Below are 20950 nucleotides of genomic sequence, written 5' to 3'. Positions count from 1 at the left end.
CGGGCCAGGGAGCGAATCCCCGGCCCGCGCCTGCCGCTTGACGTGGCGTCAAGCCGAGAGGGCCATACGGGGTCGCGGGCGGAAGCCCGCCGCCGTGTAGCACTCGTCGATCAGGGTCATCGTCGCCAGCGCGTCGTCCGCGTCCAGTGGGAGCGCCGCCCCGCCGCGGACGTGCGCGGCGAAGGCGTCCAGCTGGTACGTGTACGACGACCTGGTGCCGAGGCGCTCCACCCGCTCGCCCTCCTCGGTGCGCACCACGACCCGGTCGTCCTGGTGCGGCAGCACGAAGTTCGGTGCGAGGGCCTCACCCCGGCTGCCGACGATCCGGCAGCTCATCTCCAGCTCGCCGTACGCCATGTGGCAGCGGGCCGCCCCGGTGGCGCCGCCGGGGAACTCCAGCTCGGCGTCGATCCACTCGTCGACCCCGGGCGCCCCCGCCCGTTCCTCACCCCGCGCGGACACCAGCCGGGGTGCACCCCCCGCCCACGGCGCCAGCATCCGCACGGCGTGCAAGCTGTAGCAGCCAAGGTCCATCACGGCACCGCCGGCGAGCGGCAGCGACCAGCGCGGGTCGGCGTCGTCCGGGGCGGGAATCGCGACCAGTGTCTCCACCCGTCGCAGCTCGCCGAGTTCACCGCCGGCCAGCAGCTCGTGCAGGCGCCGGGTGACCGGGTGGAAGAGGTAGTGGAAGCCCTCCATGAAGCCGGCTCCGGCCTTCGCGGCCGCCTCCCGTACCTCGGCTGCCTCCTCGGCGTTGCTCGCCGACGGTTTCTCGGTCAGGACATGCTTGCCCGCGGCGAGGGCGGCGAGGTTCCACGGCCCGTGCAGACCGTTGGCGAGCGGGTTGTAGACGACCTCGACCTCGGGGTCGGCGAGCAGGTCGCCGTACGAGTCGTGCACCCGCTCCACGCCGTGCTGTGCGGCGAAGGTCTCCGCCCGGCCGCGGTCCCGCGCGGCCACCGCGACGAGACGGTGGCCGCCGGCCCGGGCCGGGTCGACGAGCGCGCGTTCGGTGATCCGTGCTGCCCCGAGTACGCCGATGCGCAGTGGTTCCCGGCCCGGTTCGCTCATGCCTGCTGCTCCTCCTCGATCGTGACAGGGCGATCTTCCTGCAGTGTCGCTCCGCCGTCCACAGGCGGGAAGTGCCGGCGGGCGAGATCCTGGGCGTGGGCCACGGCGCACTCGACCAGTTCGAAGGCGGGCAGGCCGCCGACGTAGTAGGTGCGGGCCCGGCCCTGCAGGGCGTCGAGGCGGTCCAGGGCGCCGCCGGCGAGGTCGTCGCTGCCGAAGTGCGGCATGAAGGCCCACTGGCGCCGCAGATGCACCTCCCCCAGCCGCCCGCCGAGTGCCGCGACGTCGTCCCGCAGCAGCGCGGGGACGTCCTCGGGGCGGCCGTAGGAATAGAAGGTGCGCACATCGCTGCCCGGATAACGGTGGTGGAACGAGACGCAGTGGCCCCTCGCCTCGCGGGTCGCGGTGTGGCGGTCGAGGAAGTAGAAGGCGTTCTCCGGCAGGCCGGACGCGGTGGCGAGGGTGGTGTGGTAGGGGTTGCAGCGGATCCGCGCGGCGAGGTCGCGCTCCTCCTCGGTGGCGTCCAGGACCGGCAGGATCCGGTCCAGGGCGACGGCGAGCACCAGGTCGTCCGCCTCCACCGGGCCGCAGTCGGTCCCGACCCGCACTCCGCCCGCGTGCCGCTCGACCGACTCCACGCGCACGGCGCACCGTACGTCCTTCAGCTCGTCGGCGACCCGGCGCCACAGCGTGGCGAATCCGCCCACGACGGTGAAATCCCCTGCGTGTCCGAGCAGTTCGGGTCTGCGGGAGGACAACAGCCCGGTCATCTCCGCGTACTTCACGAAGTACAGCGTGGGCACGTCGTCGTCGAGATAGCCGTATCCGGCCGCCGTGTATCCGGTGCCGAACGACTCAGCCATGGACTCAAGGCCGTTCTGGGCGAGCCACTCGGAGACGGGCGCGGCGAGCGCCCGCGCGGAGTGGGCGAGTCCGGGTTCGGCGATGCGGGGGAACTCCCGCTCGCGCAGCGCCTGGTAGCGCGGGAGGGAGCCGTCGAGCAGGAACGCCATGGACTGGCGGCCCGGGGCGCGCGCGGCGACGTCGAGACCGCCGATGACTCGGTAGCGCGTGGTGCGTTCCGTCGCCACGTCCAGCTCGCTCACCAACTCCGCGACCCGCGCGTACTGGCTGGTGCATATGTGGCCGCCGAGGTCGTAGGCCCGGCCGTCGACGTGAACGCTCTGGCACTTCCCCGCCACCGTGTCCTGCTCCTCCAGGACGGTCACCCGGTGCCCGGCACGCTCCAGTTCACGGGCGGCCACCAGACCGCTCGGTCCCCCGCCGATGACGACCACGCTCCGGGGGCCGGCGGTGTCGGGTAACTCGTACATGGTCGTCGCTCCTCGATCGGTCGGACGTGAACGGCTCTCATGGTCGTATGGAGGGATCACAAGGCCGTAAACGGACGCGGGAGCTGTGGTGTTCACACACAGGTGTCCCGGGCGCCCGAGGCGCCCGGGACAGAGGAGAGGTCTCAGCCGGCGCGGACCTCGGCGATCGTCACCGGCCGGTGCTCGTGCAGCGACAGCGTGCAGGCCTCGGCGATCCAGCCTGCCTCCAGCGCGTCGGCCACCGTGCACGGCGAGGTCCGCCGGCCGGCGACGACCTCGGTGAACGCGTCGAGTTCGGCCCGGTAGGCCTCGGTGAAGCGGTCCATGAAGAAGTCGTGCGGCGTCCCGGCCGGGAAAGTGACGCCGGGCTCCACGGAGCGCAGCGGAAGCTTGTCCTCCAGGCCGACCGCGATGGAGTCCTGGAAGCCGTGGATCTCCATGCGGACGTCGTAACCCCGGGCGTTGTGGCGGGAGTTGGACACCACCGCGATCGTCCCGTCGTCGAGGGTGAGGATCGCGCCGGTGGTGTCGGCGTCGCCCGCCTCCTTGATGTATTCGGCGCCCCGGTTGCCGCCGACGGCGTACACCTCGGTCACCTCGCGGCCGGTCACCCAGCGGATGATGTCGAAGTCGTGCACGGAGCAGTCGCGGAAGATGCCTCCGGAGGCGGCGATGTACGGGGCCGGCGGCGGCGCCGGGTCCAGGGTGGTGGACCGTACGGTGTGCAGCGGGCCGAGTTCGCCGCTCTGGACGGCGGCACGGGCGGCCACGAACCCGTCGTCGAAGCGCCGGTTGTAGCCGATCTGGATCTCGACGCCGCTGTCCCGCACCGCGTGCAGCACTTCGACGCCCTCCTTCATCGCGCGGGCGACGGGCTTCTCGCAGAAGACCGGCACTCCCGCCTCGACGGCGGCCCGGATCAGTCCGGGATGGGCGTCGGTGGCGGCGGCGATCACCACACCGTCCACGCCGGCGGCCAGCACCGCCTCCGGCGAGCCGACTGCTTCGGCGCCGAAGCGCTCGACGGCCGCCGTGATGGCATCCGCGAACGGGTCCGCGACGACGAGGGACTCGACCACGTCGAGCCGGGAGAGGGTCTCGGCGTGGAACGCGCCGATGCGGCCGAGGCCGAGGATGCCGATACGCATGGTTCAGGGGCTCCTTGTTTCCTTGTGCGTCGTACGTACTGCTTCTGATCGCTGCTGGGTCGTACGGATGAAGTGCGCGTCGTAGTCGAGTTGAGGGTCAGTCGAGTCCGCCGAGGACGTTCTGGTCCCAGTCGATGACCGAGCCGGTGACGACACCGCTGTGGTCGGAGAGCAGCAGGACCACGAAGTCGGCTATCTCGTCGGGCTGGCCGAGCTTGCCCATCGGCAGTTTCTCCGCGGCCTGTTCGCGCCAGTCGTCGCCCGCGCCGTGGAAGGTGCGCTGGGTGGCGTCCTCGCCCTCGGTCGCGGTCCAGCCGATGTTCAGGCCGTTGATCCGGATCCGGTCCCAGCGGTGGGCGTGCGCGGCGTTGCGCGTCAGCCCCGCGAGTCCGGCCTTGGCCGCGACGTACGGGGCGAGGAAGGGCTGCCCGCCGTGCTCGGACGAGGTGATGATGTTGACGATCGTGCCGGGCGCCTTGCGGGCCACCATGTCGGCGACGGCGGCCTGCATGGCGAAGAACGGGCCCTTGAGGTTGATCGCGATGTGCTCGTCGAACAGCTCGGGCGTGGTGTCGAGCAGCGTTCCGCGGGAGGTGAGCCCGGCGGAGTTGACCAGGCAGTCGACCCGGCCGTACGCCTCGATCACCCGGGCCACGCTCCCCCGCGCCTGCTGCGCGTCGGCGAGGTCGGCCCGTACGTACATGGCCTTGGTCCCGGCCTCGGTCAGTTCCGTGACCAGTGCCTCGCCGGGTTCGGGGCGGCGGCCCGTGACCGCAACGGTCGCGCCCTCGCGGGCGGCGGCCCGGGCGACGGCCGCGCCGACGCCCTGGCTGCCGCCGTTGACGAGGACGACCTTGTCCTCAAGAAGTCCCATGTGCTCTCTCGTTCCTCAGCTCTCGCGGCGCTCGGTGGCGGCCCGCAGTGCGTTCCGCAGGCGTTCCGGGGTCCAGTCCTCGCCGAGGGCGCGCCGGACGAGGTCCGCCTGGGAGGGCGGGGCCAGTCCGTCGACGGGCGGGTCGGAGTCCAGGTTCGTCGGGAAGGGGTAGCCCTCGGCGCAGGCCGCGATCACCGTGTCCAGCCAATCCTGGCGTACGCCCTCGGCCTTGCGCTTCAGCAGGACCGGGTAGACGGCGTTCGCCACGGCCTCGCGGTCAACCGTCTCCATCGCACGGCCGAAGGCCGAGGAGACCTGGAGGAGGTTGGCCATGCGGCGGACGTCCGCCGAGCGGTTGTGCCCGGCGGCGTGGAACAGGGCGGGGTTGAAGAAGACCGCGTCGCCCTTGGCGAGGGGGAGCTGGACGTGACGTGCCTCGAAGTAGGCCCGGAATTCCGGCATTCGCCAGGCCAGGTAGCCGGGCTCGTATTTCTGTGAATGCGGCAGGTACATCGTCGGGCCCGACTCGACGGGCATGTCGCAGTGGGCGACCGCGCCCTGGAGGGTCAGTACGGGTGAGAGGCGGTGGACGTGCGCCGGGTAGGCGGCCGCGGTCTCGTTGGAGAGGAAGCCGAGGTGGTAGTCGCGGTGCGCGGTCTGGGCGGCGCCGCCCGCGTTGACCACGTTGATCTGGGAGGTGACCTGGTAGCCGGGGCCGAGCCAGGCCGATGACACCAGGGCGAGGACGTCGTTGGCGTAGTAGTCGGCGAACGCCTCGGCGTCGTAGAGGGCCGCCTTCTCCAGCGCGTTCCACACCCGGTCGTTGGCGCCCAGCTTGGCGAAGTGGTCACCCGCGGTCGCGCCCGCGGCATGCTGCTCGGCGATCAGGGCGTCGAAGACGGCGGTGGCCCGGTCGACGACCTCCGGGTCCGCAAAGGCGCCCCGGAAGACCACGATGCCCGGGCCCTCGGCGAGCGCGTGCACCAGCTCGGCCTGGAACTCGCGGTCTGCCTCGACCTGGTCGGCGTCGTAGACCGGCACGTTCCGCACGATGGCGGAGGCCTGAGGGTAGTCGGTGGCGTCGGTCTCCTGCTCGACGAGCGCACGGAAGGAGTCCAGGTCGCAGTCCTGCTCGGACAGCCAGGGACGGGGGTGTACGGAGGTGACGGTCATCGTCGTCCCTTCGGGTCACGGAGCGGTGGAGCGCTGTCATTCTTGTCAGTACAAACCCCTCGAACAACCAGCAGGAACCCATCAAAAACCCCTCAAGGAGCCGGCGCATGGGCCACCCCTTTCCCGTCCGCGAGATCGCACGTCAGGCGGGCCTGAGCGAGGCCACGGTCGACCGGGTCCTCAACGGCCGGGGCGGCGTGCGGGAGAGCACCGCGCAGGAGGTGCACCGGGCGATAGCCGACTTGGACCGGCAGCGCACCCAGGTCCGGCTCGTCGGCCGTACCTTCATGATCGACATAGTGATGCAGGCACCGGAGCGCTTCACCACCGCCGTACGCGCCGCCCTGGAGGCCGAGTTGCCGTCTCTGCACCCGGCCGTGCTGCGCTCCCGTTTCCGGTTCCGCGAGAGGGGCCCGGTCGGGGAACTGGTCGGCACCCTCGACCGGATCGCCCGGCGCGGTTCGCAGGGCGTGATCCTGAAGGCCCCGGACGTCCCCGAGGTCACCGCCGCGGTCGGCCGGCTCGAGGCGGCGGGCATCCCGGTCGTGACCCTGGTGACCGATCTGCCCGCGAGCATGCGGCTCGCCTACGTCGGCATCGACAACAGGGCGGCGGGCGCCACCGCCGCGTACCTCCTGGGCCAGTGGCTGGGCGAACGGCCGGGGCACGTCCTGACCACCGTCAGCCGGGGTTTCTTCCGGGGCGAGGAGGAACGCGAGATGGGCTTCCGCGCCGCGATACGCGCCCGTCATCCCGTACGGCGCCTGGTCGAGGTCACGGACAGCGACGGTCTGGACGCCACCCAGTACGACCTGGTGCTGGCCGCGCTCCGGGACGACCCCGGCATCAAGGCCGTCTACTCGATCGGCGGCGGGAACGTCGCCACGCTCGACGCCTTCGACGCCTTGAACCGGCCGTGCGAGGTCTTCATCGCCCACGACCTGGACCACGACAACGCGGGGCTGCTGCGGGCGGGGCGGTTGTCCGCCGTACTCCACCACGACCTGCGTCAGGACATGCGCCGCGCCTGCCGGGTCATCATGCGGGCCCATGGCGCGCTGCCCGCCGATACGGCACCCGTACTGCCGTCCCCGATCCAGGTCGTCACGCCGTACAACATGCCGCCCGAGTCGGCAGGGGCCGCTGACTCGTAGTGCAACCCTGGAGTTGCACATGGAAGAGCGTCGTGCAACTCTGGAGTTGCACAAAGGACGTCGATGAATGACACCGACGAATGACTGCGACAAAGGAGTCACCTCATGAGCGAGGACCGGATCGAGCGCGAAACACTGATCGCGGCACCCCTGGAGCGTGTCTGGACGCTGGTGGCCCAGCCCGGGTTCTGGGTGGCCGACAAGGCGAGCCTGCCCGGCACGGTGGCAAGGGAAGGAGAGTCGATGGTGGCGAAGAACGCCGAGCACGGGGACTTCCCGGTGCGAGTGGAGAAGGTTCAGCCTCCGACGTATCTGGCGTACCGCTGGACCAGCGCGTTCCCGGGTGAAGAGCTGCGCGAGGACAACAGCACCCTCGTCGAGTTCACGTTGTCACAGGAAGGCGACGGGACCCGGCTGCGCGTGGTGGAGAGCGGGTTCGCGGCACTGGCCGGCTCCGAGGAACTGCGCAGCCAGAACTTCAAGGACCACAGCGAGGGCTGGCCCCTGGAGCTCGACGCGCTCAAGACGCGCGCCGAACAGCCATCCGCATGACGGAGGAGTCTCGCGGCGCGGTCGGGCCGGTCGACAGCGTCCTCGGCGCGCTGGCCGACCCGACACGGCGTCAGCTCCTCGACCAGCTGGCCGCCCAGGGCGAGGCCACCGCGACGACGCTCGCCGCCCAACTCCCCGTCTCTCGCCAGGCGGTGGTCAAACACCTCGCTGTCCTGGATGCCGCCGGGCTGGTGTCCGGGAGCCGGGTCGGACGCGAGATGCGCTACGTGGTGCGGCCCGCGGCGCTGAATGCGACGGCGCGATGGATGGCCACGCTGGCGACCGAGTGGGACAGGCGGTTGGCGACGATCAAGCGGGTTGCCGAGGAAGCGGAGGCAGCGGAGCGCGATTCAGGCTGAGTGCTCTGCTGGAAATGCGGTTCGTAAACTGCGGGTTGCATGTGGCTCGCCATTGCCGAGCGCAATCGACAGCCCATCCCCTCCTGGCAGTTCACCAAGTACGGACTCGCCGTCACCGTCGCCGCCGTCATCACCGTCGTGCGCTCCGTCGGCTACGTGTGGCTGCGCTACTTCGCCCTCACCTGACGGACACTCAGGAAGAACGGCGCTGAATGGCCCTGGGCGTCTTCCCGATCCCGGCAATCACATAGGCGATCGCGCCGGAGGCCGGTCGATTTCGGCCGCGGCCGGATGCGCCCCCCGCACTTCGTGAGGCAAGCCGGGCGAGGAACAGGCCAGGCACTCACTGCTGGCCAACGGTCCAGTCGAGGGACCCTGCCCCCGGGAGCGGTCGCCGGATTGCGGCCGAGTCGCCGCCGACCTAGCTTCAAAGACGTCACATCTTGTGACAAGGCCGATATAAGTCATATATCGGCTTCCGCATGGTGGCATCGAATGGAGCATTCATGTCGGTGATGACCGGTACCCAACCCCAGCAGCAGGCCGGCCCGCAGCTCGGCGGCCCGCAGCAGATCGCCCAGCTGGTCCAGCAGACCATCCAGCAGGCGTGCCAGCAGACGGCCCAGCAGGTCGCGCAGCAAGTGCAGCAGACGTTCCAGCAGATCCAGCAGATCCAGCAGCAGCTCCAGCAGCAGGGCATGGCCCAGCAGGCGCACCCGTACCTGGCTCTCGCGCTGCACCGCTCGCTGCACGCGGGCATCCGGCACGCTGTGGAGCAGTCCGTTCAGCAGGCGCTGCCGACCGCGATCGTGGCGCTGCTCCAGCAGAGCCAGCAGGGCCAGCAGGGCCAGCAGGGCCAGCAGCAGTGGGGTGGTGGGTTCGGCCAGCAGTCGTTCGGCCAGCAGCCGTACGGTCAGCAGTACCAGCAGCCTGGCTTCGGCTTCGGTCAGATGGGTCAGCCGTTCGGTATGGGCTGACCCCAGGGCAGCGCGATGCGGTGTGCCCGGAGCTCTTGGGCACACCGCATCAGCGTGCGAGCGAGAGCGGTCCCATGGCCGGATCAGGAGCACTAGGACGACGTAGGCGTGGCGAAGGTGGACGTAATGGTCAACGAGAGGCCCGAAAACAGCCGCGAGAGCGGATCCGAGGGTAACGGCGCTGGTGAATTCGAACCCGAGGGCCGGACAGCGGTACCAGGCGAGAAGAGCGCGTCGGCGCCGCTCGCCGTGCAACCGCGCCGCGAGCGGTACATGGTGACACCGCTGCCGCCGCATCTGCTCCCGCCAGGAGTACCCGAACTCAGCATGGACGCCCTGTGCGACCGGCTGGAGCGCATGCCCGAGGTCAAAGTGACCCGCAGGCTCCAGCCGCCGGAGAAGCTCCGGTCGGGCGGACTGCACCCCTCCTGCCCGGAAATCGCGGTCGTGGAGGCAGTCGAAGCCCAGGTACCGGCGATGCGATCGCTGCACGTACACATCGAGCCGGACCTGCCGCTCTCCGGCACCGGACCCGCCGTCACACCGACGGCGGGGATCCTGCCGCTCCGCGATCCAGCGCTGGTCGCGCCGCTCGAACAACCCATGAAGATCTCGCTGCGCGTCTGCGGCCCGGAGGGCGAACCGCTCGCCGGCGCGGGGGTGTACCTGATCGGGTCGTCATGGCCGGCCCAGGGCATCACCGGGGCCGACGGGACAGTCACCGTCACGCTGGCCACGGAGACCGCAGAGTCCGTGCAGTCCCTCTACGTGCGGCCCGCGGGCGGCTATGCGGACCGCTGGATCAGCCGTCCCGATCTGTCGGCGGCCCGGGAGAACCTGGTCGCCCTCACACCGCTGGACAAGGTGTACCCGGGGCTGGACGAGAGGCAGCAGTACGGCTGGGGCCAGCAGGCCATGCGGTTGGACCGACTGCCTCCCACATTCCGCGCCTTCGGCATCAGGGTCGCGGTCATCGGGTCGGGGGTCGCCTCCGAGCACCCCGATCTGAAGCAACGGGCGCGCTCCGGGGTCGATCTCGTGCGCGGAACGGAAGAGGGCTGGGCCCACGACAGGATGGGCACCGGCACCCACGCGGCGGGCATCATCGCCGGGGCTGACACCGGCAAGGGCATCATCGGCATCGCGGTCGACGCCGAGCTGGAAATCTGTCAGGTGCAGCCCGGCGGCTGCTTCAGCGACCTGATCGCCGCGCTGGATCACTGCATCGAGCGCGAGGTCGACGTCGCGCACATCGCGGTGGCGTCCCCGTACGCCTCGGCGCTGGTCTCCCGCAAGCTCGCCGATGCCAACGCCGCGGGCATCGCCTGCGTCGCTCCGGCGGGCGACACGGGCGGACCCGTGGCCTTCCCCGGCTCACTACCGACCGTGTTCGCCGTGGGCGCGCTGGGCGCCTTCGGCTCGTACCCGCCGGACACCTCCCAGGCCACCCACACAGGCCCGCAGCTGACACCGGAAGGGGTGTTCGCCGCACCGTTCAGCTGCTACGGCCCGGGGGTCGACGCGGTCGCTCCCGGCGTAGCGGTCCTGTCCTGTTCGCCGCGGGGCGGATACACGGCCCTCGACGGCACCGGCACGGCCTCCGCCCATGTCGCCGGACTTGCCGCCCTCGTCCTCGCCCACCACGAGGACTTCCACGGCCAGCTGTTGCCCCGCGGACCCGGCCGCGTACAGCACCTGTTCGACATCATCTCCGCCAGCTGCCGCCAGCTGGCTGCCCCCAGCACCGCGGAAGCCGCCCGCGTCGGCCGCGGCCTCCCGGACGCCCTCGTCGCCCTGGGGCTGTCCCCCGGCGTGCAACTCGCCCCCGCCCTGACCCCCTACACTTCGGCCCCGGCCGGTTAAGGCCCGGTCGGGGCACAGCCAGACCCGTCCCCACAACAAGAATCACTGAGCGGCGCCCGCCCTCGACGGAACGGGTGCCGCTCGCTCCGGCCCACGCACCTCCCGCCGGTGAAACAAGCACCGGTTCGTTTGGGCTCGCGGCTCCGGGAGTGCCTCTTCCTGAAGGGGCGCGGGGCTGGTGGTGAAACTGAAAAGGTCAGGGTTGGTGCATGCCGACTGCCTTTCGGGGTGCGACCCCGTACTGCGCAGCAGCGAGCAGCAGTTCGCGCCATGCCCGCGCCGTCGAGGAGGCGCATCGAGGTCAGCGGGAAACCGGCCGCGGTGACCGCGGCGGAGGCGTCGATCTGCGCGCGGGCTCGCATGCCGTTGCTCGCCGGCGCGAGGAAGGCGCCGATGTCCTCGGCCGATTCGGCGTGCGCCTCGTACACGCAGACGTCGAAGCCGGCCTTGTGCAGGGCCGGCGCCGTCGTCGCGCCGGCGATCCCGCCGCCGACGACGAGTAAGCATCCCGTCCAACTACGGCCTTCCAGCGGCCTGTTGACTCCGGGGATCAGGGGTTTGATCCATGAGATCACCCCGCGGGCCTCGGGTGTGCGGTGTCAACCGATCAGCCACGGTGGGTTGGGTCAGGTTGTCGAAGCGGGACCGGGGGGCAGCTGGACCGTCATGATCAGGCTGCAGGCTTCGGTGCCGGAGCCGCGGTAGGTGTGAGGGGCGTCGGCGTCGAACGTGGCGGTCTGTCCGGCTTCCACGGTGTGTTCGGTGCCGTCGACGATCAGGGTCATCCGGCCGGAGGTGACACTGACGGTTTCCACGACGCCGGCCTGGTGGGGGTGGCTGGGGTATTCCTCGCCCGGTTCCAGTTGCCAGCGCCAGACCTCGACAGGGGCCGGGCCCGAGGTCGTCAGCATCAGCCGGGCCTCACTCCCCCGTTCTCCGGTCCACAGCGGCGCCACAGTGTCGGCGGCCACGACGCGGACGCGGCCTTCGGGCCGTCCCTGCATCAGGTCGGACACCGAGATGCCGAGGGTGTCGGCCAGCCGGACCAGAGTGGCCAGGTTCGGATTGCCCTGGGCCTTCTCCAGTGCCACCAGGGCTCCCTTGCTGACCTGGGAGCGTCGGCTGAGTTCCTCCAGGGACAGGCCCGCCCGGGTGCGGGCCGCCCGGACGTTGTGCGCGACCGTCCGCAGGGCTGCGGCTGTCTCGACCATCTACTCTCCCATCCCTCGCCACTGACCACTTCAATGCACCGTGCGGTCGTTCGGTTGGCACGGACCGGTCGTTACGTTGTACGGTTCGGTCGTTCGAATGAATGGTAGGGGATGTGCTGTGTTCGCTCTGCTGCTGGCCCTGGGCAGCTCACTCGCCTATGGATGCGCCGACTTCCTCGGCGGCTTCGGCGCCCGTAAGGCTCATGTGCTGCGTACGCGATGTCCGCAGCCGCGGGTGTGCTGGACTCCGTGGCGAACGTGCTGTTCCTGCTCGCCGTCCGCAGCGGGGACCTCGCCGTCGTAGCAGTGATCGTCGCCCTGTACCCGGCCGGGACGGTCCTGCTCGCCCGCGGCGTGCTCGCGCATCCACCGCGGCCAGCTCGTCGGCCTGGGCAGCGTCGCCGTCAGCCTCCTCGCGCTGACCCGAGAAGCCCGCAGCCCGCCACAGCACCTACCACGCAAGGAGACCAGCATGTTCATCCAGCCCTGGGACGCCGGCCTGGACGTAGCCGAATGGCAAGCCTGGATCGCCGAAGGCCACGACTTCGGACAGCTCAACGTCAACGGCCTGCCCGGCCACCCGCCCGTCGCCGTGCCCACCCACTTCACGAGCGACGGCGACCATCTCCTGGTCCACCTCGCCCGGCCCAACCCGGTCTGGAAGGCGATCGAGAGCGACCCGAACGTCCTCTTCACCGTCTTCGGTGACTACGCCTTCGTCCCCGGCCCCTGGCGCGCCCAAGGCGACACTGCGCCCACCGATGGCGTCCCCACCAGCTACTACACAGCCGTCCAGTTCACCTGCCGCGCCCATATCGTCGACGACCCCGAGGCCAAGGCAGAACTGCTGCGCCGCCAGCTCGCCCACTTCCAGCCCGACGGTGACCACGCCCCCGTCGCCGTCGGCCGGCCGCCCTACGGCCGGATGCTGCCCGGCATCCGTGGCCTGCGCCTCGAAGTCACCGACGTACAGGCCAAGTTCAAGTACGACGACCACAAGTCCGTCGAGCACCGCACCGCCGTCGCCGACCGCCTCAGCGCACGCGGCCAGGGGCTCGACGTGCCCACCGCACACCAGCAGCGCCGCCGCCTGGACCGCATCGGTCCCTGGAAGCCCTGACCCCGCCCCGACCGCCCCCGCCCTCACGCACGCAGGAAACGGAAACCCCGCCCATGCCCGCCATCCGCATCACCCCAGCCGTCGCGGACGCCTTCCCCGACACCCTCATCGCCCTGGTCACCGCCACCGGTCTGCGCGGCCGTGGACCCTGGCCCCACACCGCCACCGCCCTGGAGGACCTGGAGCAGCAACTCGCCGACGGCACGTGGCACCCCGCCGACGAGACCGACCCCCGCATCGAGGCCTGGCACACCGCCTACCGGTCGTTCGGCACCAATCCCCGCCGCATCCGCCCCAGCGTCGACGCGCTCGGCCGCCGCCTCGCCAAGAAGGGCACGCTGCCGCGCATCAACCCGGCGGTCGACTCCTACAACGCCGTCTCCGTCCGGCACGGGCTGCCCGCCGGCGCCTTCGACGCGGACCACGTCACCGGCGACGTAGACATCCGATACGCGGACGGCGCCGAGTCCTTCACCCCGCTCGGCGAACCGGACACCGTCGAGAACCCCAAGCCCGGCGAGATCATCTACGCGGACACCATCGGCGTCCTGACCCGCCACTGGAACCACCGCGACGCCCACCGCACCCGCGTCACCGAGGACTCCACACACGTCGTCTTCGTCCTCGAAACCCTCCACGCCACCCGCGACGGCGACCTCCTCAAGGTCGCGGCTGAGGAGCTCCAGGGCCTGCTCGCCTCTCACGCCGAACAGACCGCCGTGCACTTCCTCAGCCCGGCACAACCCCAGGTCAGTACCTGACCGCCGTCATCACCCTTGTACATGCGGGCGAAGGCGTCCTCGACCCCGTCCAGGGCGATCGTCTCGCTGACGAACGCGTCGAGGTCCAGGCGACCCTGGAGGTACAGGTCGATCAGCGTGGGGAATTCGCGCGAGGGCAGGCAGTCGCCGTACCAGCTCGACTTCAGCGCCCCGCCCCGGCCGAAGACGTCCAGCAAGGGCAGTTCCAGTTTCATCTCCTCTCCGGGGTCGGCACTCCGACGAGGACGACCGTGCCCGCCAGGTCGCGGGCGTAGAAGGCCTGTTCATACGTCTCGGGGCGGCCGACGGCCTCGATGACGACGTCGACGCCGAAGCCGCCGGTCAGCTCGCGTACCGCCTCCACCGGGTCCGTCTCCCGCGAGTTGACGGTGTGCGTGGCGCCTAATCTCGGGGCGCGAATATGGTGTTCCACCGGCCAAGCGGCCTGTCCCGCCCTACCAGGCGGCCAGTGAGCCGTCCGTGTTCCGCCAGACCGGGTTGCGCCAGCGGTGGCCGCGTTCGGCGGCGGCCCGGACCGCGTCCTCGTCGATGGTGATGCCGAGACCGGGCGCGGTCGGGCGGTCGATGTAGCCGCCGCGGAACGTGAAGGGCGTGGTGTCGGCGAGGTAGTCCAGCAGTCCGCTGCTGTCGCCGTAGCCGATACCCAAAGCCTGTTCCTGGATGAGGAAGTTGGGGATCGCGAAGTCGAGTTGCAGGCTGGCCGCGAGGGCTATCGGGCCGAGCGGGCAGTGCGGGGCCACCACGATGTCGTAGGCCTCGGCCATCGCGGCGATCCGGCGGGTCTCGGAGATGCCTCCGGCGTGGCTGATGTCGGGCTGGGCCACGGCGATGCCGTCGGAGAGCACCGAGCGGAAGTCCCAGCGGGAGTAGAGCCGTTCGCCGGTGGCTATGGGGATGGAGGTGGAGCGCACCACGGCGCCGAGGTCCTGGGAGAACTCCGGCAGCACCGGCTCCTCGACGAACATCGGCAGCAGGGGCTCGAGCAGGGGCAGCACGCGGCGGGACATGGCCCCGCTGAACCGGCCGTGGAAGTCGAGTGCCAGGTCGCGGTCCGGGCCGATGGCCTCGCGGACCGTGGTCACGCTGTCCACGATGGCGTTGATCGCGCCGGCCGTGGCGAGCGGCTCCAGCTGCCCGCAGGGGTTGAGCTTGACCGCGGTCATGCCCTTGGCGACCTGCTCGGCCGCCGACTCGCCCAGCTCCTCGAGGGTTTCCCCGCCGACCCAGCCGTAGACGCGTACCCGGTCCCGTACATGGCCGCCGAGCAGCTGGTACACCGGCACACCGTGGGTCTTGCCCGCGATGTCCCACAGGGCCTGGTCGATACCGGCCAAGGCGCTGTTGAGTACGACGCCTCCACGGTAGAAACCGCTCTTGGCGAGCACCTGCCAGTGCTCCTCGATACGGGCCGGGTCCTGCCCCAGGAGGTAGTCGAACATCTCCTCGACGCACTTGGCGACGGTGTGGGCCTTGCCCTCGACTATGGGCTCTCCCCAGCCGGAGATGCCCTCGTCGGTATCGACGCGCAGGAAGAGCCAGCGCGGCTCTACGAGGAAAAGCTCGTATCCAGTGATCTTCATGGGGTGGACCTCCGGTCCTGTGCTGGGTCCGCCGGGCAGGGCCCAGGCCAGACAGCGTGCGGGTGAGTCGGTGTAGTTGGGGCGGGTGAGAGGACGTGCCCGCTCCGAGGGAGAGAGTCGAACTGTGAGGAAGCGACTGCTGTGCAGGACACCCGCGGGCGCGGCCCACCGGGACGCGGAGAGCCGGGTCGTGCCTGGAGCGGGCAGGGGCCAGGCCTGGAACGGGCGAGCGCGGCCTACTCCTGGGAGCTGATGCTGCGGCCACCGTCCACGAGCAGGTTCTGGCCGGTGACGAAGGAGGCGTCCTCGGAGGCGAGGAAGGCGACGGCGGCGGCGATGTCCTCGGGCGCGCCGAGCCGACCGACGGGAGTGCGTGCGATGGTCTGCGCCTTGTACTCCGGGGGTGTCTCGGCCCACAGGGCGGTGGCAACGGCTCCGGGCAGGACGGCGTTGAACCTGATCTGCCCGGCGTACTCGACGGCGAGCTGGCGTACGAGGGCGTTGATCCCGCCCTTGGCCGCCGCGTACGCGGGGAAACCCTTGAAGCCGATGACCGCGTGTACGGACGAGGTGATCACCACCGTGCCCTTGGCCGTCCTGAGCAGTGGCACGGCGGCCCGGACACCGTAGAAGACGGAGTCGAGGCAGAGCCGCAGCTGGTCGTGCCAGGCGGCGTCGTCCAGTTCGTGTGCCGCTCCGGGGAAGTTCTGGCCGGCGTTGAGGTGGAGCACGTCCAGATGACCGGTCCAGGACTCGGCCTCGGCGACGGCCGCGGCCCACTGACTCGGTGAGGTGGCGTCGAGGCGCTGGTCCTGCGCCCGCCCTCCTGCGGCGCGGATCTCCTCGGCGACGCGATGGGCGCCCTTGGCGTCCACGTCGGTGACGAGGACCGAGGCGCCCTCCGCCGCCAGTCGGCGGGCGGTGGCCGCTCCGATGCCGGAGGCGGCCGCGGTGAGCAGGGCCGTACGGCCGGTGAAACGCGCCGGTGCGGCGGCGACGGTCATGGCGTTCCTCCTGGTCCTGCCGGTCTGGCCGTCGAGTGACGCAACATCAGCCGCGGCTCGGTCGGTACGACGACGTCTCCCACCGGCCTGCCCTCGATGGTGGCCACCAGGGCGTCCACTGCGGCGGTCCCCAGCTCGTACAGGGGCATCGCCACGGTGGTCAGCGGGGGATGGAGATGCGCGGCCACGGGCAGGTCGTCATTGCCGATCACGGAGACGTCCTCCGGAATCCTCAGGCCGAGCTCCCGGATCGCGGCCATGGCACCGATCGCCTGGGCCAGCGAGCTGGTGTAGAGGGCGGTGACCGGTGGGCGCTCGCCACCGTCGGTGGGACGCAGCAGTTCCCGCGCCGCAAAGCCGCCGCCGTCCTCGGTGAACTCCCCGGAGGCGACCGGAGCCGCATCCAGCCCCAGCGCGTCGGCGTGGCGCAGGAACGCCTCCTTGCGGACCTCGCTGGGCGTTATCCCGGGCGGACCCGCGATGTGGCCGACCGCGCGGTGACCGAGGCCGTGCAGGTGGTCGAGTGCGGTCACGCTGGAGCGGGCGACGTCCATCGTGACGCTGCGGCCGGATCCCGGCACGGCGCGGTTGAGGAAGACGTGCGGGACAGGGCTGCGGCTCAGGGTGTCCAGCAGGGGGTGGCCGGGGCGGGCCGAGGCGATGAGCAGCCCGTCGACCCTGCCCTCCTGCACCAGGTCGTTGAACGACTCGTCGGCTTCCTGCCCGTCGAAGTCCTCGGCCAGCAGGGAGAGATAGCCGAGCTGACGGGCGCGCTGGTAGGCGCCGCGAGCGATGGTGACGTACGTGGGGTTGCCGAGGGCGGGGACCAGCAGGGCCAGTACGTGCGTGCTGGCGCCGGCCAGCGCACGGGCCCCGGAATGAGGCCGGTAGCCGAGTGCCTCGGCTGCCTCCAGGACGCGTTGGCGCGTCTCCGGCCGCACGGACAGGTCCTGTCGGCCGTTGAGCAGCTTGGACACGGTGGCCTTGGAGACTCCGGCTCTCTCCGCCACGTCCACCAGCCTCGCCCTGACGGGCTGTTCCGGCACTTGGGTCCCCCTCTCCGGTGGGCGCCAGGGGCCGCTCGTAGTGTGCGGCGGTGGCGCATTCCGTTCTCTTCGCGGCCTCTTGACATCTTCTGGCGCTGCAACTTAACGTTCGCCGAAGTTCGAGTCAACCGGTTTCCCCAGAAGGAAATAGACGACATCTCTGGGCAGAGCTGCAGAAACCGGTCCATGTGAACGCAGCAGTGTCATCGCCGAATTCCGGCCATTGACAGGGTGCTACGAGGCGCCCTGGGAGGGTCACCGCGGACGCGACCACCGTCGCCGTCGCGGCCGGACGACGCGGTGCCGACGCATATGCACGACAGCCGTGTGCGCGCCCGGTCCAGGACGTCTCGCGCCATGGCTGAGTGAGCCCGAAGCTTCCCGCCCGGTCCGTCCCCACGCCCCCATCCCTTGCCGCTCCTCCCCGCGGGCAGTTCCGCATGCCCAATACGTCCCGTACGAAAGGCTGTCCAGTTATGTCCGTCCCGACCACAGGGTCTCTCGACAGACGTCGTTTTCTCACCTACTCCGGTGCCGCGCTCAGCGCCGCCGCGCTGTCCGGCTGTGCCGCTTCCGTCGACGACGGCTCGGGTGGCGGCGGTTCGACGAGCGGCAAGACGACGCTCACCGTCATGGCCGCGGAAGAGGACTTCGACATCAAGGCCGCCCAGAAGGCACTGGGCGTGAAGATCAGGTTCCTCAAGACCGACCCCACCAAGCTCAACGCCATGCTGGCCAGCAAGACCCCGCCGGACGTGGTGCGCGGGCTCGGTGCCATGGAAACCCCGTACTTCGCCGCGCGCGGCCTGATGGCCGATCTGGACCCGTACTTCGCCAAGAGCACGGTGCTCAAGCCCGCCGACCTCGACCCGGTCAACGACCTCTGGAGGTACGACGGCAGCAAGCAGGGCGCGGGCCCTCGCTACGGCATGGCCAAGGACTTCTCGCAGGACCAGATGTTCTGGTACCGCACCGACCTGTTCGAGGCCGCGAAGCTGGACCTGCCCAGCGAGAGTGAGCCGCTGTCCTGCGACGAGTGGCTGGACCTCGGCAAGCAGCTGACCAAGCGCCGGCTGGGCAAGGTGAAGGTGTACGGCCTGAACGCCACCGGACTCGGCTACTTCTCCCAGCTGATGGGCATGACCGCGTCGGCCGGCGGCAGCCTGTTCGCCGAGGACCTGACTTCGGTGGACTTCTCGTCCCCCGAGGCGCGCAAGGCGCTGCAGTGGTACCTGGACTACACGAAGGCCGACATCGGCCCGAGCGTCGCCAACCCGAACCCTGACGGCTGGGACTGGCCGACCTACCAGGCCGGCCGAATGGCGATGGCCAGCGACGGCTACTGGTTCGGCGGGGCGATCGCCGGCGATCCCAAGGTCGCCGAGCTCTCCCGCTTCGCGCCCGCGCCCCAGCTGGGCAGCAACCGCGTCAGCCCCTGTTTCGGCGCCACGGGCTTCTGGATGCCCGCGGACGCCAAGAACAAGGACGCGGCCTGGAAGTTCTTCGAGTGGTTCTTCGGCGGAGAGCCCGCCCAGGGCCGGGCTGCCGGCGGCTGGGGCATTCCCACCCTGAAGTCGCTGCGCGCGAAGATGCCGCAGGACAAGCCGTACCAGAAGCAGGCCTTCAAGGTGCAGGAGCAGGAGCTCGCCCACTTCTCGGCCCTGACCTTCACCCCGTACGCCCAGATCGCGGCCCTGGACGGGGTGATCAGCAAGGTGCTGCCGGGCGCCGTCAAGTCCGGTACCTCCGTGGGCAAGGTCGCGGACGCGCTGAACAAGCAGATGAACGACCAGCTCGCCAAGGGCAAGGAGCTGGTGGGGTGACCACCGGACAGCTCACCGAGACGTCTGCCGGGCCGGGTGCCAAGAGCCCGGCCGGCGCGGCGGCCGCCCGGCCGCCGCGCCGGCGCCTCTCACTGACAACGCGCAGGGCCTGGTCCTTCTATGTCTTCGCCGGTCCCTGGATGCTGGGGTTTCTGGCCCTGACGGCCTATCCGCTGGGCTACGCCCTGTGGCTGAGCTTCACCAACTCCGACGGGCTGTCGAAGAACTCCCGCTTCGTGGGCCTGGACAACTACAAGGAGGTCTTCTCCGACTCGGAGACGCTTCTCTCCCTGGCCCGCACAGGGGCGTTCACCGCGATGACCGTGCCGCTGACGATCGTGGCGGGGCTGTTCCTGGCGGTCCTGGTGAACCAGCCGATACGGGGCCGCGGCCTGTTCCGCACGCTGCTGTACCTGCCCGCCGTGGTGCCGCCGGTCGGCGGCGCCCTCGCCTTCAAGATGATCTTCGACCGTGACTCGGGGTCGGCCAACGGCCTTCTGGACCTCTTCAGCATCAACGCGCTCGCGTGGCTGGCGGATCCCTACGCCCGCTGGGTACTGATCGTCCTGACCCTGTGGGGCGTGGGCAACGTCATGATCATCTCCCTGGCGGGACTGCAGGACATCCCCAAGGAGCTGCACGAGGCGGCCCGGGTCGACGGCGCCAGTCCCTGGCAGTCCTTCACCCGGATCACTCTGCCGCTGCTCTCCCCCGTCATCTTCTTCCAGGTCGTCACCGGGATCATCGCCGCGCTGCAGACCTTCGCACCGCTGCTCATCTCGCTCGATCCCACACCGAGAGGCCTTGGATCGGTCCCGGAGAGCAACTACTTCGTCATGATCCACGTCCTCAACCAGTACCTCGTCGACGGCCGTTACGGCTACGCCTCCGCCCTGCTGTGGGTGCTCTTCCTGATGATCGTCGCCGTCACCTTCCTCGTCTTCAAACTCAGCAAGGGCGCGGTCTTCTACTCCGTGGAGCCGGAGCGCGCGAAGACCAAGGCCCGCACGATCGGAGGCGCGTGATGGTGCTCTCTCGGCGCAGTGTCGTCTACATGCTCCTGGTCAGCTGCCTCGTCCTCATGCTCAGCCCCTTCGCCTGGCTCGTGATCACCGCGTTCAAGGACCCGTCGGAGCTGCGTGCCTTCCCCATCCACTGGTGGCCGCATCATCCGAGCCCCGGGAACTTCGTGAAGGCGCTGACCAGTTGGGACTACTTCGGCTACGCCCGCAACTCCCTGACGATCGCCGTCATCTACTCGGTCCTGGCGACACTCGCCTCGGCCTGGGCCGGGTACGGTTTCGCCCGGCTCGAAGCGCCGGGAAAGCGGGTGATCTTCGGTGTGCTGCTGTCGACGATGATGCTGCCGCAGGTCATCACCCTCATCCCGACCTACCTGCTGTTCGCCAAGGTCAACCTGCTCAACACCTATATGCCGTGGGTGCTGTGGGGGCTGTGCGGCGCACCGTATCTGATCTTCCTGTTCCGGCAGTTCTTCAGCAACATGCCCAAGGAACTGGAGGAGGCGGCGATCGTCGACGGCTGCGGTCAGATCCGTATCTTCTGGCGGATCTTCCTGCCCCAGTCGTGGCCGGTCATCGCCACCAGCCTGATCCTGTCCTTCAGCTGGACCTGGGGCGACTGGATCGCCCCCGCTCTGCTGCTGGACACCAGCCGCACCACCCTCGCGGTCCAGCTCACCACCGGCTACGTCAACGCGCACGGCGCCCAGCTCAGCAACCTCGTCGCGGCAGGCACCGTGATGTACGTCGTGCCCGTGCTGGTGCTCTTCCTGATCCTGCAGCGCGGCTTCGTCGCCGGGATCTCCACTTCCGGACTCAAGTAACGCTGTTTACCAACGCTCCACGCTGCAAAGGAA

20 protein-coding genes and 3 pseudogenes are annotated in these 20950 nt (G+C 70.1%); 12 read left to right on the top strand and 11 right to left on the bottom strand.

Annotated features, from left to right (window positions below):
- Positions 1 to 48: 48 nt before the first annotated feature.
- The 5 genes from ACFYO0_RS02845 to ACFYO0_RS02825 all read right to left on the bottom strand — a co-directional run bounded on the left by ACFYO0_RS02845 (position 49) and on the right by ACFYO0_RS02825 (position 5600).
- Positions 49 to 1071 carry a Gfo/Idh/MocA family protein gene (locus ACFYO0_RS02845; RefSeq protein WP_388669517.1) on the bottom strand — a complete coding sequence of 341 codons (1023 nt, stop codon included), beginning with the start codon at positions 1069 to 1071 and terminating at the stop codon, positions 49 to 51.
- Positions 1068 to 2405 carry a protoporphyrinogen/coproporphyrinogen oxidase gene (locus ACFYO0_RS02840; RefSeq protein ID WP_388669514.1) on the bottom strand — a complete coding sequence of 446 codons (1338 nt, stop codon included), beginning with the start codon at positions 2403 to 2405 and terminating at the stop codon, positions 1068 to 1070. The genes ACFYO0_RS02845 and ACFYO0_RS02840 overlap by 4 nt, the downstream gene beginning before the upstream one ends.
- Before the next feature lie 143 nt (positions 2406 to 2548).
- The gene (locus tag ACFYO0_RS02835; RefSeq protein ID WP_388669511.1) at positions 2549 to 3553 is read right to left on the bottom strand and encodes a Gfo/Idh/MocA family oxidoreductase; all 1005 of its coding nucleotides are present in this window, start codon (positions 3551 to 3553) and stop codon (positions 2549 to 2551) included.
- A 97-nt stretch (positions 3554 to 3650) separates the two neighbouring features.
- Positions 3651 to 4427, bottom strand: a complete 777-nt coding sequence (locus ACFYO0_RS02830; protein ID WP_388669509.1) for an SDR family oxidoreductase — start codon at positions 4425 to 4427, stop codon at positions 3651 to 3653.
- 15 nt (positions 4428 to 4442) lie between these two features.
- On the bottom strand, positions 4443 to 5600 hold the full coding sequence (locus ACFYO0_RS02825; protein ID WP_388669506.1) for a phytanoyl-CoA dioxygenase family protein: 1158 nt from the start codon (positions 5598 to 5600) through the stop codon (positions 4443 to 4445).
- A 107-nt stretch (positions 5601 to 5707) separates the two neighbouring features.
- Between ACFYO0_RS02825 and ACFYO0_RS02820 the strand changes: the two genes are divergently transcribed.
- The 6 genes from ACFYO0_RS02820 (at position 5708) to ACFYO0_RS02795 (ending at position 10505) form a co-directional block, all read left to right on the top strand.
- Positions 5708 to 6754 (top strand): LacI family DNA-binding transcriptional regulator, encoded by a 1047-nt coding sequence (locus tag ACFYO0_RS02820; protein WP_388669504.1) that lies wholly within the window; start codon positions 5708 to 5710, stop codon positions 6752 to 6754.
- Positions 6755 to 6859: 105 nt separating this feature from the next.
- On the top strand, positions 6860 to 7306 hold the full coding sequence (locus ACFYO0_RS02815) for an SRPBCC domain-containing protein (protein WP_388669501.1): 447 nt from the start codon (positions 6860 to 6862) through the stop codon (positions 7304 to 7306).
- On the top strand, positions 7303 to 7665 hold the full coding sequence (locus tag ACFYO0_RS02810) for an ArsR/SmtB family transcription factor (RefSeq protein WP_388669498.1): 363 nt from the start codon (positions 7303 to 7305) through the stop codon (positions 7663 to 7665). Before ACFYO0_RS02815 ends, ACFYO0_RS02810 begins: the two co-directional genes overlap by 4 nt.
- Positions 7666 to 7704: 39 nt before the next feature.
- Entirely contained in the window at positions 7705 to 7851 is a 147-nt protein-coding gene (locus ACFYO0_RS02805) for a hypothetical protein (RefSeq protein WP_388669496.1), read from the top strand.
- 320 nt (positions 7852 to 8171) lie between these two features.
- Entirely contained in the window at positions 8172 to 8642 is a 471-nt protein-coding gene (locus tag ACFYO0_RS02800; RefSeq protein ID WP_388669493.1) for a hypothetical protein, read from the top strand.
- A gap of 126 nt (positions 8643 to 8768) precedes the next feature.
- Positions 8769 to 10505, top strand: a complete 1737-nt coding sequence (locus ACFYO0_RS02795) for a S8 family serine peptidase (protein ID WP_388669490.1) — start codon at positions 8769 to 8771, stop codon at positions 10503 to 10505.
- A gap of 272 nt (positions 10506 to 10777) precedes the next feature.
- Here ACFYO0_RS02795 and ACFYO0_RS02790 read toward each other — a convergent pair.
- Both ACFYO0_RS02790 and ACFYO0_RS02785 read right to left on the bottom strand, forming a co-directional pair.
- Positions 10778 to 11035 (bottom strand): annotated as a pseudogene (locus tag ACFYO0_RS02790) (FAD-dependent oxidoreductase); the annotation flags it as partial.
- A gap of 96 nt (positions 11036 to 11131) precedes the next feature.
- A complete protein-coding gene (locus ACFYO0_RS02785; protein ID WP_388669487.1) occupies positions 11132 to 11716 on the bottom strand; it encodes a helix-turn-helix domain-containing protein in 585 nt (194 codons plus the stop codon).
- Positions 11717 to 11926: 210 nt separating this feature from the next.
- Here ACFYO0_RS02785 and ACFYO0_RS02780 point away from each other — a divergent pair.
- The 3 genes and pseudogenes from ACFYO0_RS02780 to ACFYO0_RS02770 all read left to right on the top strand — a co-directional run.
- A pseudogene (locus ACFYO0_RS02780) lies at positions 11927 to 12140 on the top strand (EamA family transporter); the annotation flags it as partial.
- Positions 12141 to 12188: 48 nt separating this feature from the next.
- Entirely contained in the window at positions 12189 to 12836 is a 648-nt protein-coding gene (locus tag ACFYO0_RS02775) for an FMN-binding negative transcriptional regulator (RefSeq protein ID WP_388670825.1), read from the top strand.
- A gap of 53 nt (positions 12837 to 12889) precedes the next feature.
- A complete protein-coding gene (locus ACFYO0_RS02770) occupies positions 12890 to 13597 on the top strand; it encodes a B3/4 domain-containing protein (protein ID WP_388669484.1) in 708 nt (235 codons plus the stop codon).
- Here the strand turns inward: ACFYO0_RS02770 and ACFYO0_RS02765 are convergent.
- The 4 genes and pseudogenes from ACFYO0_RS02765 to ACFYO0_RS02750 all read right to left on the bottom strand — a co-directional run.
- Positions 13537 to 14012, bottom strand: a pseudogene (locus ACFYO0_RS02765) (zinc-binding dehydrogenase); the annotation flags it as partial. The gene ACFYO0_RS02770 and the pseudogene ACFYO0_RS02765 sit on opposite strands and share 61 nt — an antisense overlap.
- Positions 14013 to 14052: 40 nt before the next feature.
- Positions 14053 to 15198 (bottom strand): galactonate dehydratase, encoded by a 1146-nt coding sequence (dgoD, locus tag ACFYO0_RS02760; RefSeq protein WP_388669482.1) that lies wholly within the window; start codon positions 15196 to 15198, stop codon positions 14053 to 14055.
- Positions 15199 to 15434: 236 nt separating this feature from the next.
- The gene (locus tag ACFYO0_RS02755) at positions 15435 to 16202 is read right to left on the bottom strand and encodes an SDR family NAD(P)-dependent oxidoreductase (RefSeq protein ID WP_388669479.1); all 768 of its coding nucleotides are present in this window, start codon (positions 16200 to 16202) and stop codon (positions 15435 to 15437) included.
- The gene (locus ACFYO0_RS02750) at positions 16199 to 17212 is read right to left on the bottom strand and encodes a LacI family DNA-binding transcriptional regulator (protein WP_388669476.1); all 1014 of its coding nucleotides are present in this window, start codon (positions 17210 to 17212) and stop codon (positions 16199 to 16201) included. The genes ACFYO0_RS02755 and ACFYO0_RS02750 overlap by 4 nt, the downstream gene beginning before the upstream one ends.
- Positions 17213 to 17724: 512 nt before the next feature.
- Between ACFYO0_RS02750 and ACFYO0_RS02745 the strand changes: the two genes are divergently transcribed.
- Genes ACFYO0_RS02745 through ACFYO0_RS02735 form a run of 3 tightly spaced genes read left to right on the top strand, consistent with a single transcriptional unit; the run spans position 17725 to position 20917 of the window.
- Positions 17725 to 19071: an extracellular solute-binding protein gene (locus ACFYO0_RS02745; protein ID WP_388669473.1), complete on the top strand. Its 1347-nt coding sequence runs from the start codon at positions 17725 to 17727 to the stop codon at positions 19069 to 19071.
- Positions 19068 to 20096 carry a carbohydrate ABC transporter permease gene (locus ACFYO0_RS02740; RefSeq protein ID WP_388669470.1) on the top strand — a complete coding sequence of 343 codons (1029 nt, stop codon included), beginning with the start codon at positions 19068 to 19070 and terminating at the stop codon, positions 20094 to 20096. The genes ACFYO0_RS02745 and ACFYO0_RS02740 overlap by 4 nt, the downstream gene beginning before the upstream one ends.
- Entirely contained in the window at positions 20096 to 20917 is an 822-nt protein-coding gene (locus ACFYO0_RS02735) for a carbohydrate ABC transporter permease (protein WP_388669467.1), read from the top strand. Before ACFYO0_RS02740 ends, ACFYO0_RS02735 begins: the two co-directional genes overlap by 1 nt.
- Positions 20918 to 20950 lie beyond the last annotated feature (33 nt).

Source organism: Streptomyces sp. NPDC006365, from assembly GCF_042870755.1.
In the GTDB taxonomy this organism is placed as follows: domain Bacteria; phylum Actinomycetota; class Actinomycetes; order Streptomycetales; family Streptomycetaceae; genus Streptomyces; species Streptomyces xiangluensis.
The sequence above is the reverse complement of the archived record's forward strand: the minus strand, read 5'-3'. Positions and strand labels throughout refer to the sequence as shown.